This is a genomic window from Lysobacter auxotrophicus (genome assembly GCF_027924565.1).
In the GTDB taxonomy this organism is placed as follows: domain Bacteria; phylum Pseudomonadota; class Gammaproteobacteria; order Xanthomonadales; family Xanthomonadaceae; genus Lysobacter_J; species Lysobacter_J auxotrophicus.
The window spans coordinates 2,874,867-2,890,872 of sequence record NZ_AP027041.1 but is presented as its reverse complement, the minus strand read 5'-3'; the positions used below and the strand labels follow the sequence as shown (position 1 = coordinate 2,890,872).

Annotated in this window: 14 protein-coding genes; 4 read left to right on the top strand and 10 right to left on the bottom strand. The window is 67.7% G+C overall.

The genetic code is table 11. The annotated features are described in order from the left end of the window. The first annotated feature begins 48 nt into the window (after positions 1 to 48). The 3 genes from LA521A_RS13030 to LA521A_RS13020 all read left to right on the top strand — a co-directional run bounded on the left by LA521A_RS13030 (position 49) and on the right by LA521A_RS13020 (position 4,098). Positions 49 to 2,235, top strand: coding sequence for an ESPR-type extended signal peptide-containing protein (locus tag LA521A_RS13030; protein ID WP_281779306.1), 2,187 nt, complete (start codon positions 49 to 51; stop codon positions 2,233 to 2,235). 219 nt (positions 2,236 to 2,454) lie between these two features. Next, on the top strand, positions 2,455 to 2,805 hold the full coding sequence (locus LA521A_RS13025) for a VOC family protein (protein ID WP_281782094.1): 351 nt from the start codon (positions 2,455 to 2,457) through the stop codon (positions 2,803 to 2,805). Positions 2,806 to 2,844: 39 nt separating this feature from the next. Continuing rightward, positions 2,845 to 4,098: a multidrug effflux MFS transporter gene (locus LA521A_RS13020; protein WP_343226693.1), complete on the top strand. Its 1,254-nt coding sequence runs from the start codon at positions 2,845 to 2,847 to the stop codon at positions 4,096 to 4,098. Position 4,099: 1 nt separating this feature from the next. Here LA521A_RS13020 and LA521A_RS13015 read toward each other — a convergent pair whose 3' ends face one another. The 3 genes from LA521A_RS13015 to LA521A_RS13005 all read right to left on the bottom strand — a co-directional run bounded on the left by LA521A_RS13015 (position 4,100) and on the right by LA521A_RS13005 (position 7,901). Next, a complete protein-coding gene (locus LA521A_RS13015; protein WP_281779305.1) occupies positions 4,100 to 5,383 on the bottom strand; it encodes an amino acid permease in 1,284 nt (427 codons plus the stop codon). 197 nt (positions 5,384 to 5,580) lie between these two features. Then, positions 5,581 to 6,654, bottom strand: coding sequence for an aromatic ring-hydroxylating oxygenase subunit alpha (locus LA521A_RS13010; RefSeq protein WP_281779304.1), 1,074 nt, complete (start codon positions 6,652 to 6,654; stop codon positions 5,581 to 5,583). Positions 6,655 to 6,755: 101 nt separating this feature from the next. Continuing rightward, complete coding sequence (locus LA521A_RS13005) at positions 6,756 to 7,901, bottom strand: DUF1214 domain-containing protein (RefSeq protein WP_281779303.1); 1,146 nt, start codon at positions 7,899 to 7,901, stop codon at positions 6,756 to 6,758. 509 nt (positions 7,902 to 8,410) lie between these two features. Here LA521A_RS13005 and LA521A_RS13000 point away from each other — a divergent pair. Beyond that, complete coding sequence (locus LA521A_RS13000) at positions 8,411 to 8,965, top strand: hypothetical protein (RefSeq protein ID WP_281779302.1); 555 nt, start codon at positions 8,411 to 8,413, stop codon at positions 8,963 to 8,965. Positions 8,966 to 9,069: 104 nt separating this feature from the next. On the opposite strand, the gene LA521A_RS12995 is transcribed toward LA521A_RS13000, so the two are convergent. The 7 genes from LA521A_RS12995 to LA521A_RS12965 all read right to left on the bottom strand — a co-directional run bounded on the left by LA521A_RS12995 (position 9,070) and on the right by LA521A_RS12965 (position 15,994). Beyond that, the gene (locus LA521A_RS12995; RefSeq protein ID WP_281779301.1) at positions 9,070 to 10,518 is read right to left on the bottom strand and encodes an amidohydrolase family protein; all 1,449 of its coding nucleotides are present in this window, start codon (positions 10,516 to 10,518) and stop codon (positions 9,070 to 9,072) included. A gap of 126 nt (positions 10,519 to 10,644) precedes the next feature. After that, complete coding sequence (locus tag LA521A_RS12990) at positions 10,645 to 12,678, bottom strand: M2 family metallopeptidase (RefSeq protein WP_281779300.1); 2,034 nt, start codon at positions 12,676 to 12,678, stop codon at positions 10,645 to 10,647. A 201-nt stretch (positions 12,679 to 12,879) separates the two neighbouring features. Beyond that, a complete protein-coding gene (locus tag LA521A_RS12985) occupies positions 12,880 to 13,374 on the bottom strand; it encodes a hypothetical protein (protein ID WP_281779299.1) in 495 nt (164 codons plus the stop codon). Between the two features lie 128 nt (positions 13,375 to 13,502). Beyond that, positions 13,503 to 13,769 (bottom strand): cell division topological specificity factor MinE, encoded by a 267-nt coding sequence (minE, locus tag LA521A_RS12980; protein ID WP_115842847.1) that lies wholly within the window; start codon positions 13,767 to 13,769, stop codon positions 13,503 to 13,505. 2 nt (positions 13,770 to 13,771) lie between these two features. Next, positions 13,772 to 14,581, bottom strand: a complete 810-nt coding sequence (gene minD / locus LA521A_RS12975; RefSeq protein WP_281779298.1) for a septum site-determining protein MinD — start codon at positions 14,579 to 14,581, stop codon at positions 13,772 to 13,774. Between the two features lie 25 nt (positions 14,582 to 14,606). Further along, positions 14,607 to 15,386, bottom strand: a complete 780-nt coding sequence (gene minC / locus LA521A_RS12970) for a septum site-determining protein MinC (protein WP_281782093.1) — start codon at positions 15,384 to 15,386, stop codon at positions 14,607 to 14,609. A gap of 8 nt (positions 15,387 to 15,394) precedes the next feature. Continuing rightward, positions 15,395 to 15,994, bottom strand: coding sequence for a GNAT family N-acetyltransferase (locus LA521A_RS12965; RefSeq protein WP_281779297.1), 600 nt, complete (start codon positions 15,992 to 15,994; stop codon positions 15,395 to 15,397). Positions 15,995 to 16,006: the final 12 nt, after the last annotated feature.

The window sequence follows — 16,006 nt, the reverse complement described above, 5'->3', positions numbered from 1 at the left end:
ACGCTCTTCTCAAAACGCTCTCTCTCCCAGAACTCTTCAGGTGATCTCGTGAACAAGATTTTCCGCATCGTTTTCAACGCTTCGACCGGCCGCTATGTCGTGGCCTCCGAAATGGCCAAGGGGCGCACGAAGGCTTCTTCGCGCGCTCTGGCCGGCTTGGTTCTCATGGGCGGTACGGCGGCGGGCATGCTTTCCCCGGCCGCGTTCGCCAACGGCATCACCGTATGCAGCGAAGACAACACCACCTACGGCATGTCCGGCAATGGCGTGGGTCCCTACAGCATGGGCTGCACGACCGGCTCGGATGTCATCTACATGGGTGGCGCGCCGAGTACCGCGCCGCACGACGCCTATGCCGACACGACCACGACGTACATCTCGGTCAATAGCGCGTCGTCCACGAGCTCGGGCTGGACGGGCGGTACGGCCGCGCAGAGCATCAAGCTCCACGCGCCGGGCAGCATCGTGCTGGACGGCGTGACGGATCTGGCGAACCACAAGATCATCGGCCTGGCCGGCGGCAGCATCGCCGACAACAGCCTGGAGGCGGTCAATGGCGACCAGCTGTTCGACAGCAACAGGGCGCTGGCGGCAGCCTTCGGCGGCGGCTCAACGGTCGACTCGAACGGTTTCGTCACCGCGCCGAGCTACGCGCTGACGAAGGCCAACGCCATCGGCGGCACCAGCGGCGCGGCAACCGACGTCGGCTCGGCCTTCGTCAAGGTCGACGGCGCCCTCGGCGCGCTCGACACCCGCGTGACCAACAACGCCAACAGCATCACCACGCTCCAGTCCACGGTGAACAACATGGCGACCAGCGCGCTCGTGCAGCAGGCTTCGGCCGGTGCCGCGCTGACGGTCGGCAAGAACACCGACGGCGCGTCCGTCGACTTCACCGGCACCGCCGGCACCCGCAAGCTCGTCGGCGTCTCCGAAGGCGCGGTCTCGGCCACCAGCAAGGAAGCCGTCAACGGTTCGCAGCTGTACGCCACCGAGCAGAAGGTCGCGGCGAACACCAGCGCCATCGGCGCGCTCGATACGCGCGTCGGCACGGCTGAAACCGATATCGCCGGCCTGAAGACCCGCGCCGATGCGACCGATGCCGCCGTCGCGAAGAACACGACCGACATCGCGAAGAACACCACGGACATCGCGAAAAACACGAGCGACATCGCGAAGAACACCACCGACATCGCGAAGAACACGAGCGACATCAGCGCCCTGCAGACCCGCGCAGACACGACCGATGCCGCCGTGGCCGCCAACACCAGCGACATCTCGACCTTGAAGGACCGTGCCGATGCGACCGACGCCGCCGTCGCGCAGAACACCGCCGACATCGCGAAGAACACCGGCGATATCTCCGCGCTCGACACCCGCATGGGCAGCGCCGAGTCCAGCATCTCCAACCTCGACGGCCGCGTGACCAACGTCGAAGGCAGCGTCACCAACCTGACGCAGCAGATGAACGACGGCGAAGTGGGCCTGGTGAAGCAGGATGCGACGAGCAAGGTCGTCACGGTCGCCGCCGACAAGGACGGCAGCGAGGTGAACATCGCCGGCTCGGCGGGCGATCGCAAGCTCAGCGGCGTGGCCGCGGGCGAGATCTCCGCGACCAGCAACCAGGCCGTGAACGGTTCGCAGCTCAACGCGACCAACGAGCGCGTCGCCGCCAACGAGGGCAGCATCGTGAACCTCGACAACCGCACGACGAAGAACGAAGGCGACATCGCCTCGCTCGACAGCCGCACCGCGAAGAACGAAGGCGACATCGCCTCGCTCGACCAGCGCCAGGGCAAGACCGAAGGCGATGTGTCCGAGCTTCGCCAGGGCGTCAACGGCCTGGACGGCCGCGTGAGCTCGGTGGAGACCAACGTCGCCAGCCTCAACGAGAAGCTGCAGAAGACCGGCACGGAAGTCATCAACCAGTCGCGCGCCTACACCGACAAGCGCGTGGAAGAACTCCACGGCGAGATGGACGACCGTTTCAACCTGCAGGACGAGCGCATCGACCGCATGGGCGCCATGGGTTCGGCGATGTCGATGATGACGGCCAGCCTGGGCGGCCTGCACACGCAGAACCGCGCCGCGGTCGGCACCGGCTTCGTCAACGGCCAGAAGGCGCTGTCGGTCGGCTACCAGCGTGCGATCAGCGACCGCGCCAACGTCTCGCTGGGCGGTGCGTTCACCAGCGACGACCGCTCGGTCGGCGCGGCGGTGGGCATCGGCTGGTAATGCCGGGCCAACGAACCTGAGAGTGCGGTATGCAAGTGCGACATCCGATGCCGCGGCGACGACCTCGCCGCGGCATCGCTTTTTCCGGCCCGCCGGCCCGGTTCGGCAAGGCCGTCCGGGAGTATCCTGTCGCCCACGTCAGGGAGGGCGTGGCCCGTGATTCCATTCCAGCTGCAACGGCTCGACCACCTCGTGCTGCGCGTACGCGACGTCGAGGCGATGGTCGCCTTCTACTGCGACGTGCTCGGTTGCACCGTCGAGCGGCGCCAGGACGCGATCGGCCTCACGCAACTGCGGGCCGGCGACTCGCTCATCGACCTGGTCGGCATCGACGGGAAGCTCGGCCGCATGGGCGGCGCCGCACCGGGCGAAGAGGGTCGCAACGTCGATCACTTCTGCCTGCGCGTGGAGCCGTTCGATGTCGATGCGATCGTCGCGCACCTGCGGGCGCATGGCGTGCGCATCGGCGAATTCGGTTCGCGCTACGGCGCCGACGGCGAGGGGCCGTCGCAATACCTGTACGACCCGGAAGGCAACGTGGTCGAACTGAAAGGGCCGCCGCACGCCTGAGCGCGCGGCGCCCGTCCATCCCATCCGCATCGGTCGCACATGCCCAAGCAACCCGCCTCGCTGTCCGTCCCCATCCGCACGCTCGCGCTGCTGCTCGGCGGGCTGGCGATGTTCGGACCGTTCTCGATCGACACCATCTTCCCGGCGTTCCCGGCGATCGGCGCGCAGTTCGGCGCCGACAAGCTGGCGATGCAGCAGACCATCAGCGTGTACCTGGTCGCGTACGCGGCGATGAGCATCGTGCACGGGCCGCTGTCGGATGCGATCGGGCGCAAGCGCGTGATCCTCGGCGGGCTGGTGGTGTTCGCCATCGCCTCGGCCGGTTGCGCGCTGGCGAAGGACCTGCCGACGCTGCTCGCGTTCCGCGCGCTGCAGGGACTGTCGTCCGGCGTGGGCCTCATCGTCGGCCGCGCGGTGATCCGCGACGTGCTGCACGGCGACGACGCGCAGCGGTTGATGAGCCAGGTGTCGATGATCTTCGGCGTCGCGCCCGCGCTGGCGCCGGTGATCGGCGGCTGGATCCTCGGCGTCGCGCACTGGCCGGCGATCTTCTGGTTCCTGGTGGCGTTCTCCATCGTGCTGATCGTTGCGACCTGGCGCGCGCTGCCGGAAACCCATCCGACGCAGGCGCGCCTGCCGCTCGCGCCCAAGCGCCTGCTGCGCGACTACGTAGCCATCGTGGTGAACCCGCGTTTCCAGCGGCTGTCGGCCGCCGCGGCGTTCAACTTCGCCGCGCTGTGGGTGTACATCGCGTCGGCGCCGGCGTTCGTGCTGGACATCCTCAAGCTCAACGAACGCCAGTTCGGCTGGTTCTTCGTGCCGATGATCAGCGGCATGATCCTGGGCGCGTTCGTCTCCGGGCGCAGCGCGGGCAAGGTCAGCGGCGCGAAGCTGGTGTCGATCGGCTTCGCGTGCTCGGCCGTGGCGATGGCGTTGAACCTGGGCTACAACCTCGCGACCGACGCGCCGAAGGTGCCGTGGGCGGTGCTGCCGATGATGCTCAACGCCTTCGGCATCGCCCTGGTGTTCCCGATCGTGACGCTCGCCATCCTCGACATGTACCCGCGCCAGCGCGGCTCGGCGTCGTCGCTGCAGGCGTTCACCGGGCTGGTGCTCAACGCGGCGATCGCCGGCGTGTTGTCGCCGCTGATCAGCGACCACGCGTTGTGGCTGATCGCCACGGCCATCGCGTTTTTGACGATCGGCTTCGGGTTCTGGCGCTGGGAGGCGCGCGTGTCGCGCATGCGCGCCGGCAACGAGGCGGCGCCGTCGGTGCCGGGCGAATCGCTGTAGGTCAGGAAGCCGGCGCGACGCGTCGCCGGCGCATCCACGCGTACAGCGGGAAGCCGGCGAGGATCAGCACCGCGCCCCAGGCCAGCGCTTCGGTGCCGATGCCGAACATCGCGTACAGGCTGTAGACCAGCGCCAGGCCCGCGAGCGTGCGGCTGACCGCGCCCGTGCCGCGCACCAGCCACGCGGCGCTGCTCACCACGTACGGCAGCAGCGTCGCGGCAGTCGACAGCAGGATGGAGAAGGTGAACACCTGCACGAGCGAGCGGCTGTAGTTCGCCGCCACCAGCGCGCTGGCGAGCACGCTGCTCACGATCACGCCGACCACCGGCGTGCCGCCCTGGTCGAGTTTCGTGAAGGGCTTGGGGAACAGGCCATCGCGCGCGGCGGCGAACGGCAGCTGCGCCGACAGCAGGATCCAGCCGTTGAGCGCACCGAAGCACGAGATCGCCATGACCACGGCGAGCGTCACGCCTGCGGCCGGGCCCCACAGCGAACGCGCGGCGTCGGCCATCGGCGCCTGCGATTGCGCGAGCACCTCGCGCGGCAGCAGGCCGAGCACGGCGGTGCAGGCGAGGATCGTCGCCACGCCGGCGAGCAGCGTGCCGAACACCGTCGCGCGCGGCACGGTGGACTGCGCGTTCTCGGTCGAACCGGCCGGCACCGTGGCGGCCTCCAGCCCGAGCATCGCCCACAGCGTCAGCGCGACGGCGGCGTTGGCGACGTGCGGCAGGGGCTGCGTCGTCGGATTGAACGGCGTGTAGTGCTTCGCATCGACGAACCACAGCGCGATCAGTCCGAAGAGCAGCAGTGGCAGCAGCTTCAGGATCGTCGTCACCAGCTGCAGGCCGCCGGCTTCGCGCAGGCCGATGAGGTTCACGCCGCTGCACAGCCACAACGCGCCCAGCGCGCACATCGCCGCACGCAGCGGCGTGGCGGTGAGCGCGGGGAAGATCGCCCCGACACTGCCGGCGAAGGCGACGGCGATCGCGGCCGTGGCGCACCAGATCGAGATCCAGTAGCTCCACGCGATGACGAAGCCGGGCAGTTCGCCGAACGCATTGCGCGCGAACACGTACGGGCCGCCGGTCTGCGGCCAGCGCATCGCAAGGCGCGCGAAGGTGATCGCCAGCAGCATCGCGCCGGCCAGCGTGATGCCCCAGCCGAGCAGGCTCGCCGCACCGAACGGCGCGAGCGCCGCCGGCAGCAGGAACGCGCCGGAGCCGATCATGCTGCCGATGACGAGCGCGGTGGCGGACCAGAAGCCGAGGGGGCGGTTGTGGGTCATGTGTGAACGGGTCCGAAAGCTTCGAGGAACGAAACGCCTATGCCGTCATCCCCGCGAAGGCGGGGATCCAACTGTCCGACGCACCTCCGTCTTCCGGAGAGCGTGATGCATTCACGGCTGGATTCCCGCCTTCGCGGGAATGACGGCAGAAAACGCGGGAAATAAATGTCTGAAGTGGCGTGATGGTGATGACCGCGTTAGTGCCCATCCGCCCGATACACCGCGCGCAGCAGCTCATGGAAATGATGCACCGCGTTCTCGCGCAGCGGATTCAGGCGGCCCGGCTCGTACGAGCCCGACGACAACCCGCGCTGCACGTCCTCGCAGATGGTCAGGTCTTCCAGCTGCACTTCGTCGCTGAAATCGCGGTCGGCCTCGCGGCGCTGTTGCGCCTGGTCGCTGTCGTCCATCGCGTAGTAGAAATCGAACTCGACGCGGCAGCGATCCACGCCGCGCGGCACCACGCGGTTGGTCTGCAGGCGGCCGGGCAGGATGTTGAGCATCGTGTTCGGCCACAGCCAGTAGTAGAGCGCGTCGCCGTCGCCGTAGAGGCCATCGCCGCTTTCCAGCGGGCTGAACTGGTACGAGTACCACCGCGCGGTTTCGGTGATGTAGCTGCGGTAGTCCAGAAGCTTGTTCAGGCCCGGATGGATGTGCGGGACGTGGTAGCCCTCGAGGTAATTGTCGACGTACACCTTCCAGTTGCACGCGACGTCGTAGCCCACGCGACGATGGTGGCCGTAGCGTTCCAGGTGGCGGTTCGCGCCGAGCCGCGCATCGATGCCTTCGACGAACGCGTCGAAATCCGGCGCGCGCGCTTCATCGACCGCGGCGAACACCATGCCCTGCCACACGCGCACCGCGAGCTGCGGAAGGCGGATGTCGCCCGGCACGAAATCCGGCGCGGTGCCCATCTCCGGCGCGGAGCGCAGCACGCCGTCGAGCGTGTAGGTCCAGCCGTGGTAGCGGCAGCGCAGCGATTTCGCGGCGAGGCCGTCGCAACTGGCGATCGGCCCGGCGCGATGGCGGCACACGTTGTGGAAGACGCGGATGTCGCCATCGGCGCCGCGGACCGCGATCACCGGCAGCCCGGCGAAGTCGCCGACGACGTGATCGCCCGCGTCGCGCAACTGGCAAACGTGCGCGAGCAGCTGCCAGCCGGCATCGAAGATGGCGCGCCGGTCCAGCGACGGCATCGCCGGGTCCACGTAATAGCGGGCGTGCAGGGCCCTCGCGCGATCGAGCGGCTGCGAGGCGAGGTCGGTGTCCATGCGATTCATTCGCGCAGTATGCCCCGACCCCGCAGTGCGGCAGAAACCCGGATGCGCGCGTCGAACGGGCGGCACCGCGGCCACCCGTCCGCAATGTGCCGTCAACCCACCGGCTGCGGCGCCGGGAAGGTCCAGCTGCCGTCGAGGATCGCCTGGCGCGGTCGATACAGCCGCACCGTGTAGTTCCAGCCCGGCGAGGTCGGGAGGCAGTTCGCGATCTTGCCATCGCAGCCGCCGAACCGGATGCGGATCGTCCCGTCGGCTTCCTTCTTCGCCGTGAGGTTGTTGAGCGAATAGGCGTCGTACGGGTTCTTCTGGAAATACCCGTCGGCGTTGTAGACGCTCACCGACCAGAACGCGTCGACCGGCACGTCGCGTACGTCGAGCGTGTAGACGACCTTCCCGTCGTTGCGTTCGGGCGTGATGTTGAGGTACGTCGCGTCCTTGTCCGGGTTGCCGCCCCACGCGGCGGCGGTGGCGATCAGGTGCCGCACCGGATCGACCTGGCCGCGCATGCCGAACGCGTGTCTGAAGTCGGGCATCGTCGCGTTGAGGGCGATCAGCGCGTCGCGCACCTTCTTCTGGCTCACCGGGTCCCAGCTCGGCAGCGACAGCGTGCCCGGCGCCTTCTGCGACACGGAGATCGCGTCCTGCAGCCGATGCACTTCGTCCACGTCCTTCGCGTCGGCCGGATCGACCAGCGTGCGGATGCCGACGACCACGTAGCGCGTGCCGGCCTTGTCGCGCGTGACGGTGTGCGGGCCGGCGCCGTACTCGGTCCAGGCGGCGTGGTCCTGGTTGATGAACATCACCGACTGGAAGCGCGAACCGGCGTCGGGCAGCGTCACGGTGACCGGCCCGGCCTCCAGGTCATACACGCCCGAGCTGTAGAGCGTGTCCCGGTTGATGCGGATGACGGTCTGGTTGTCGATCGACGCCGGGACGCGGCGATGCTGCAGTTTCCCGATGCCGCCGGCGTCCTTCGCCAGGCCCGCCATGTAGGTGTCGGATTCGGCGCGGATGAAGTTGTCGGGCGTGACGGGGATCGCGCCTGCGACGGGCAGCGGCTGCGATGGCGCAGGCGGCGCGGTGGCGGAAGCGGCGGGTGTTTCTGCCGATGCCGGCGCGGTGGCGGCAGGCGTGGTGTCGGTCGGGGTAGAGGACGTCGGGGTGGAGGGCTGGCGACTGCAGCCGGCGGATGCGGCGAGGGCGAAGACGATAAGGCCGAACTGCACATGGACACGCATGGGAGTGCTCCTTGCGGGTGTCGGGGGGCATGACCGGTTCGCGATGCTGCCCCGGCAGGCGCTCAGTCCGCGTGAACCGCTATCGCAAGGCGCCTGCGTGAGCCGGAAAAGCACCCGCAGCACGAACTTTTCCCGCAATTGGTTTCATCTGAAACATTAGCCTTGCCGGGCCATGGATGCCCGTGGCGCCCGCGTGTGTCGCCGCGGCGAGGCACGCATTCCCCCGAAAACAAGGAAGCTTCAGATCACTCATCGCTCGAGCAGTTCCGCCCGATCGCGTCACCGCCCCGTCCCCGCGTCGAGCCCAATGCGCGGATCACCGCGACGCACGCGGTAAACCTCGACGCACAGAACGATCTTGCGATCGCAGGACGCGTCGATTCCGGCAGCATCGGGTTGGGTGGCGAAAACACAACCGTCGGGGGCACGGTGCACGGGACGAGCAGCGTCAACGTCTCCGCGAGCGGGAGCATGGTGCAAAAGGCAGCATCGTCGCGGACGCCGCCCATGTGCTGATCCGCGCGCCCAGGATCGAGCAGGCCAAGGGCGCCGTGACGCGTGCGGGCGATTACGTTTCGCTGGAAGGGAAGGGTGCCGTCCGCACGGCAGCGCTGCAAGGCAAGACCGTGAAGATCACCGGTTACGACATCGTGCTCGACGGCAACGTGCGCGCGGATGGCGATGTCGCCATCACGACGGTGGACAATCGCGTCTGCGATGAGATGTGCACCATGGAGTTCCGGGAGGGCAAGATCACGCAGAACGCGAACGTGACGAGCGTCGGCGGAGATGTGGCCTTCAAGGGATATACGACCGTGAAGTGGCCGGGATTCACCAGCATCGCGGGTAGCGGAAGCCTGCTCCAGAACGCCGCCGCCCAGACGCGCGCCGCAGGCACTGTCACGGTGGATACCGACTCGGCGAGCGTGGGCAATATCCAGGCAGGAAAGGCCATCGTGGTGAACGCGCCGCAGACCACGCTTACGGGCCGTCTCGTGGCGCCGGTGATCACCTTGCCGCCGGGCGCGCTCAACACCGAGGGGAATGTCCGCCTGAAGCGCTGAACGCTGGTACGTTCCGAAGCGTGACGCATGCGTCGCGCGACCAGGCACCACGGAAAAGGCCGGCATTCGCCGGCCTTTTCTCATCTGTAACGTCAACAGCGCCGTCAGCGCGGCGCCGCGTCCCGCTCCTGCGCCACGCGTCGCGCCACGTCGGCGAGCATCGCGTCGAGATCCGCGCGATCGTGCACCTGCCCGCGCTGCACGACGGCATGGATGCGCTTCGTCGCGGTGATGTCGCGCAGCGGATCTGCGTCGAGCAGCACGACGTCTGCGACCTTGCCGCTCGCCAGCGTGCCGTATTCGTTCGCGTGGCCGAGGAATCGCGCGCCGTTGATGGTCGCGGCCTGCAACGCCTGCGGCGGCGTCAGGCCGTAATGCACCAGCCAGCCCAGTTCCTGGTGCAGGCCGATGCCGGGGTAGTTGTACGAGTTGAGGAAGCCGGCGTCGGTGCCTGCGAGGATGGTCATGCCGGCCTTGCGCATCATTGGCAACACGCTCGCGCTGGTTTCGAAACGTTCGTGGCGGCGCGCGATCGCCTGCGCGTCGTCCTTCGCCGCGCGCTCCACGCGCCACGCATACGTCGCCTGCAGGCCGGGGCCGATGTACTTCAGGTACGCGTCGTCCTGGTGGTCGTCCTGGTCGAGGTAGGTGACCACGCGGCTGCCGTTGATCGTCGGCGTGATCGCGGTGCCGTGCGCGGCGAGGTTGCGGTACGCGGCCATCGCGCGCGCGGGATCGAATGTCGCGTTCCATTGTGTCCATGCGTCGCGGCTGTTGATCTCGCCTTTGGCGATTTTCTCGCCGAGGGATTTCTCCAGCGGCGAGCCGGCCTTGTACGCGTAGTCGAAGTGTTCGATCGAATCCAGGCCGGCGGCGCTCACTTCCTCCAGCGTCAGGGAGTAGGGCACGTGCGCGGAGGTTTTCAGGCCGCGACGATCGGCTTCCTTCACCGCCGCGAGGAACAGTTCCGGCGACAGCGTGTTGTCGGTGATCTTGACGAAGTCGACCTTCCAGCCCTGCAACTGGTCGAGCGCGGCATCCAGTTCGGCGGTGTTGCCGATCTCGATGTCGCCCGGCCAGATCGACTTGTAGCCCTCGATCTTCGGCCCCGAAGTGAAGATGCGTGGGCCAGCGAGTTCGCCTTTGGCGACCGCATCGCGCCACTGCAGCACGCTGGGGCTGAGGTCGCCCGCGCAATCGCGCACCGCCGTGATGCCGTGCGCGAGGTAGAGCGGCAGCAGGTTGCGGTTCTCCTCGATCAGCGCGTCGCCGCCGCCGAAATGCACGTGCATGTCCCACAGGCCGGGAATGGCGAACTTGCCGCGCGCATCGAGCACGTTCGGCGCGTCGTACTCCTTCGCGTGCTTCGCATCGGCGATGGCGAGGATGCGGCCGTCGCGAACGGCGATGGTGCGATGCGGCTGCAGCGTGCCAGATTCGACGTCGACGATGGTCGCGTCGCGGATGAGCAGGTCGACGCGTTCGGCGGCGTTCGCGCTGAATGCGAGGGGCAGCGAAGCGGCGAGGACGGCGGAAAGCAGGCGTTTTTTCATCCCGCCACCATACGCGCGCGGGCGTCGCGGGAACGGCACGCAAGCTGGCGAAAGCACCGTGCGCGCGTCGCAGAAACGAAAAACGGCCGGCGGATGCCGGCCGTTTCGCGGGTGGTGCGAGCGGGATCAGCCCTGCTTCGGCGGTTCCTGCGGAGCCGGCGTGGCGGCCGGTGCGGCCGGTGCCGTCGGCGCGGCAGCGGCGGTGGCATCGGCCTGCCAGCCGCAGGTCTTGCCTTCGTTCTGCTGCTTCAGCCAGGTCTGCAGCGGGGCGAAGTACTCCAGCACCGCCGAGGCGTCCATCTGCTCGCCGCCGGTGAGTTCCTTGAGCGTCTTCTGCCAGGGCTGGCTCGCGCCCTTGCTCAGCATCGCCTGGAAGCGCGCGCCGGCTTCCTTGTTGCCGTAGAAGCTGCACTCGTGCAGCGGGCCCTTGTAGCCCGACGCATCGCACAGCGCCTTGTAGAACTGGAACTGCAGCACGTGCGCGAAGAAGTAACGCGTGTACGGCGTGTTGCCCGGAACGTGGTACTTCGCGCCCGGATCGAAGAATTCCTCGCCGCGCGCGGTGGACGGCGCGACGCCCTGGTATTTCGCCTTCAGTTCCCACCACGCCTTGTTGTAGTCGGCCGGCTTGATCGAGCCGTCGAACACGCCCCAGCGCCAGCGGTCGATCATCAAACCGAACGGCAGGAACGCCACCTTCGCCAGCGCCATGCGCATCTGCGCGTTGACCACGGCTTCGTCGCTGACCTGCTGCTCGCCTGCAAGGCCAATGGACTGCAGGTACTTCGGCGTCATCGACAGCACGATCGTGTCGCCGATGGCTTCATGGAAGCCGTCGTGCGCGCCCTGCTGGAACAGCGGCGACAGCTTGTTGTACGCCAGGTAGTAATAGACGTGGCCGAGCTCGTGGTAGATCGTCGTGAAATCTTCCTCGTTCGGCTTGATGCACATCTTGATGCGCACGTCGCCGGTCATGTTCATGTCCCACGCGCTGGCGTGGCAGACCACGTCGCGGTCGCGCGGCTTGATGAACTGCGTGTGCGTCCAGTAGCTCTCCGGCAGCTTCTGCATGCCCAGCGAGGTGTAGAAATCCTGCGCGCGTTCACTCATCAGCTTGGCCGAGGCGAGGCGGGCATCCTGCTCGATCTGCGCGAGGTCCGCCGGCGCGCGCTTGCCCGGGTTCTTGGCGAGGATCGCGTCGTGCGTGGCGCGGTACTGCGATTCCAGCGCGGTGGTGATTTCCGGAACGCTGGCGTTCGGATACGGCGCCAGGATGTCCCACAGATTGCCCCAGTCCTGCTGCCACATGTTGCCCATCAGGTGCGCGGGCAGCATGTTGCCGGCGACGTGGCCGCGATCGGCGCCGTACTTCGCTTCAAGGCGCGTGCGCGCGTAGCAGTGCAGCTGTTCGTACAGCGGCTTGACCTGGCCCCAGAGGCGATCGGTTTCGGTCGCCATCTCGGCCGGCGTCATGTCGTAGCCGGAGCGCCACATCTCGCCGGTGTCGGCGAAGCCCATGTCGCGCGCGCCCTGATTCACCAGTTCGACGAAGCGCGTGTAGTCCGGGCGCATCGGCTTGGAGATGGTGTGCCAGCCCTGCCACGCCTGAAGCTGTTCGTCGTAGTCGCGGCTGGTACGCAGCACGTCTTCCAGGTCGCCCAGCTGGCGGCACTGCTTCGCGTCGCCTTCGCCGGTGCAGTGCGTGCCGGAGCCGTACATGCCTTCCAGGCGCGTGGCGATCTTCGTCAGTTCCTCGAGCTTGGCCGGATCCTTCGGCGGCGGCATCGAGGTGCCGAGCTTGAGCAGCTGGATGGCGCGCGCGGTTTCCGGCGACATCTGCTGGCCTTCGAAGCGCTTGGCCTGGTCGATCCAGCTGTTGAGCTGGGCGAGGTAGCGCTCGTTCGCCTTGGCCGACAGCAGCTGGCTGTCGTCGTTGATGAAGGTGGACGACAGCCACTGCGCGGCGGTCATCTCCGGATACATCTTCCGGTATTCGTCGTTCACCCGGGCGATGAACTGGTCGGCGGTCTCGCCGGCCGGCGCGGTGGCCGCGGTGCCGCCCTCGGGCGTGGTCGTCGGGGTCGGTTCCTTCTTGCAACCGCCCAGGCCGAGCGCGGCCGCGGTGATGCTGAGCGCGAGCAACGCGCGTACGGGTTTCATGATGGCTCTCTCCGGAGTGGAACTGCCCGCCATGGAGGGCGGCCCCGGAAGGCTAGAGGCGGCGCGGGATGCGCGCAAGGGAAGGAAGATTGGTGCGGTGCAGCGTTCTCGCGCGTTGCCGTGCCGGCTTTTGTAGCCCGGGTAAGCGGAGCGCACCCGGGTCAGGCGCAACGGGGCCTAGCCGCGCTTCGCTTGCCCGGGTTACGACACCGGGGCGAAATCCGGCAGCGTCAACGAACGCGCACCCGCATCCGCCAATCCGCGCACCTGCAGCCATTGCCACGCGCTGTCCGAATCCCGTTCGAAATACGCCTTCGCCGATCCCAGCCGGAACGTGTAGCCCCAACCGTCCATGTCGGCCAGCACGCGCTCGCGTCCGACGCCCGGCAACGCGTCGCCGAGCAGCGCCTGCAGCACGCACACGGCGTCTTCTTCCTCGATGGAATCGGTGGCGTCGGTATGCACCTGCGCGCGACGTTCGGGCGGCAGGACGATCAGGTGCGCGGCTTCGTGCAGCAGCGAATGCACCGGCGTGTCGCCGCGTGCGTAGACGTTGTGGCCGATCAGCCCCGCTTCGCATTCGCCCCAATAGCTGCCGGGAATCGCCTCGCCATCGGCGACGCGATGCAGCGTCAGTCCGTACCGCGCGAGCAGCGTGGCGGTGGCGTCGAAGTCGATGTCGGCGAGGGTGAGCATTGCGGGCTTCGTCCCCTCTCCAGCTTGCGGGAGAGGGCAGGGTGAGGGCGAACGGAGCGGCAGCCCTGGGCTGCCCTCATCCGGCCTTCGGCCACCTTCTCCCGCGGGCGGGAGAAGGGATCAGGCGATCACGCCTGCGCCGGGTTCTCCGGCAGCGCGACGGAGATGTCGAGTACCTTGCTGTCGCCTTCGCCGATCAGGTCCACCTTCACCGACTCGGCGTCGACGTTGATGTACTTGCGGATGACTTCCAGCAGCTCGCGCTGGAGCATCGGCAGGTAATCCGGGCTATTGCTGCCGCGGCCGGCGCGCTCGTGCGCGACGATGATGCGCAGGCGATCCTTGGCGATCGTGGCGGTCTGCTTCTTGGCGAGCAGGAAATCGAACAAGCCCATCCTCAACCTCCGAAGATCTTGCTGAAGAAACCCTTCTTCTCTGCAGTGATGAAACGCATCGGCCGGGTGTCGCCCAGCAGGCGCGCGACGGCGTCGTCATAAGCCTGGGCCGCGTTGGATTCGGTTTCCAGGATGACCGGTTCGCCCTTGTTGGACGCGTTGAGCACGTCGGGCGATTCGGGGATCACGCCGATGGTCTTGAGGCCGAGGATTTCCTCGACGTCGCCGACCGACAGCATCTCGCCCGTTTCCACGCGATTGGGGCTGTAGCGGGTGAGCAGCAGGTGCTCCTTGATGCGCTCGCCGTTCTCGGCGCGGCGCGTCTTGGACGACAGCAGGCCCAGGATGCGGTCGGAGTCGCGCACGGAGGAGACTTCCGGGTTCACCACCACCAGCGCCTGGTCGGCGAAGTACATGGCGAGGTAGGCCCCCTTCTCGATGCCGGCCGGGGAATCGCACACGATGTAGTCGAAACCGTCGGCGGCCAGGTCGTCGAGCACCTTCTGCACGCCTTCCTTCGTCAGCGCGTCCTTGTCGCGCGTCTGCGAAGCGGCCAGCACGTAGAGGTTCTCGAAGCGCTTGTCCTTGATCAGCGCCTGCTTCAGGTTCGCCTCGCCGTTGACGACGTTGACGAAGTCGTACACGACGCGACGCTCGCAGCCCATGATCAGGTCGAGGTTGCGCAGGCCGACGTCGAAGTCGATGACGGCGACCTTGTGGCCACGGCGGGCGAGACCGCATGCAAGGCTGGCGCTGGTCGTGGTCTTTCCGACGCCGCCCTTGCCCGAGGTGACTACGATGATTTCGGCCACTAACGAATCCTCCGGTAATGCGGTCTCAGTCAAGAGCCGCGATTTTCAGTTGTTGGTCTTCAAGCCAGATCTGCACGGCCTTGCCGCGCAGCTCCTTGGGAATCTCTTCCATCACTTTGTAATGGCCCGCGATGGCGACGAGCTCGGCGTGGAACTCGCGGCAGAAGATGCGGGCCTGTTCGTTGCCTTTCGCGCCGGCAAGGGCGCGACCGCGCAACGGTCCGTAAATATGCACCGAGCCGTCGGAGATGACCTCCGCGCCGGCCCCCACCGTTGTAAGAACGGTCAGGTCGCGGTTTTCGGCGTAGATCTGCTGCCCCGAGCGCACCGGCGCCGACTGGATCATGCCAGGGGCGACGTTCGCCGCTGCCGGCGTGGCGGGAGCGGGCGCGCTCCGGGGCGCCTTCGGCGGCGGCGCGGGTTCGGGTTCGCGGATGGTCGGTGCGGGCGCAGGCTGCGATGCCGCCTGTTCGTCGCGCTCGTAGGAGGCGCGGAACTTCGCGAGCAGCGGCAGGCCGAGCGCTTCGGACAGGCGCTCGATCTCGGTCGTGCCGTAGGCCAGCGCGACCGGCAGCACGCCGGCGTCGCGCAGTCCTGCGATCAGGGCACGCGCGGTGGCCTCGTCGGGCGTGCGCGTGAGGCCGCCGAAGTCGATCACCACTGCGGCGCGCGCGAACAGCTTCGGCGCGCGCTGCACGCGGCCGCGCATTTCCTCGGTGAGCTTGGCGACGTCGAGGGTGCGGATGCGCAGGTTCGCGATGCCGACCTGGCCGATCTTCAGTTCACCGGCCAGTTCGAAGTCCATGGCGGCGCTCACAGGGCGGTTCCGGTCAGGCGTTGTGCGGCGACGGCATTGCGCGGACGGGTGATCCACGGCGCCTGCGGCAGCGCGTCGCCGTAGGTCTCGCGGACCCAGGCGTAGCTGCACAGGGGCTTCATGAGCATCGCGGCGCGCACGTCCGCTTCCTCCATCACGTGCTGCCCGACCTCGTGGAAGCCGAAGCTTCCGTGGAAGAGCAGGGCGGGGTCGTTGGTGCCTTCCAGGAAGACCTCGCACGCCATCTGCGGGTAGCGCAGCTCGGCGTAGCTCTGGGCGTCGGCATAGAACGCACGGCCCACGCCGCCGCCGCGACGGCGGCTGGCGACCACGATGCGGTCGATGTAGAAGAAATCCGGGTAACGCTCGCAGAACCAGCGGAAGTTGCTGCTGTCGTGGTTCGTATGGCTGCCCACGCCGATCAGGAAGCCGGCGATGGCCCCGTCGCGCTCGGCGACGCGGAAGTATTCGGCGGTATCGAAGAAGTGACGCAGTCTCGCCGCATCCAGCGGCAGGATCGCAGGGCCGGCGGCGTTGTTGAGGGCAAGGACGGAATCCAGCTCGTGCTCACGCACGTCGCGGACGACGATCGACATTCCAGGCTCCAG

What these genes read in the sequence shown, in the direction of transcription:
- LA521A_RS13025 (WP_281782094.1), top strand. Translation starts at nt 2,455, where the DNA reads ATGGTCGCCTTCTACTGCGACGTGCTCGGTTGCACCGTCGAGCGGCGC.
- LA521A_RS13020 (WP_343226693.1), top strand. Translation starts at nt 2,845, where the DNA reads ATGCCCAAGCAACCCGCCTCGCTGTCCGTCCCCATCCGCACGCTCGCG.
- LA521A_RS13015 (WP_281779305.1), bottom strand. Translation starts at nt 5,383, where the DNA reads ATGACCCACAACCGCCCCCTCGGCTTCTGGTCCGCCACCGCGCTCGTC.
- LA521A_RS13010 (WP_281779304.1), bottom strand. Translation starts at nt 6,654, where the DNA reads ATGGACACCGACCTCGCCTCGCAGCCGCTCGATCGCGCGAGGGCCCTG.
- LA521A_RS13005 (WP_281779303.1), bottom strand. Translation starts at nt 7,901, where the DNA reads ATGCGTGTCCATGTGCAGTTCGGCCTTATCGTCTTCGCCCTCGCCGCA.
- LA521A_RS12995 (WP_281779301.1), bottom strand. Translation starts at nt 10,518, where the DNA reads ATGAAAAAACGCCTGCTTTCCGCCGTCCTCGCCGCTTCGCTGCCCCTC.
- LA521A_RS12990 (WP_281779300.1), bottom strand. Translation starts at nt 12,678, where the DNA reads ATGAAACCCGTACGCGCGTTGCTCGCGCTCAGCATCACCGCGGCCGCG.
- LA521A_RS12985 (WP_281779299.1), bottom strand. Translation starts at nt 13,374, where the DNA reads ATGCTCACCCTCGCCGACATCGACTTCGACGCCACCGCCACGCTGCTC.
- minE (WP_115842847.1), bottom strand. Translation starts at nt 13,769, where the DNA reads ATGGGCTTGTTCGATTTCCTGCTCGCCAAGAAGCAGACCGCCACGATC.
- minC (WP_281782093.1), bottom strand. Translation starts at nt 15,386, where the DNA reads ATGGACTTCGAACTGGCCGGTGAACTGAAGATCGGCCAGGTCGGCATC.
- LA521A_RS12965 (WP_281779297.1), bottom strand. Translation starts at nt 15,994, where the DNA reads ATGTCGATCGTCGTCCGCGACGTGCGTGAGCACGAGCTGGATTCCGTC.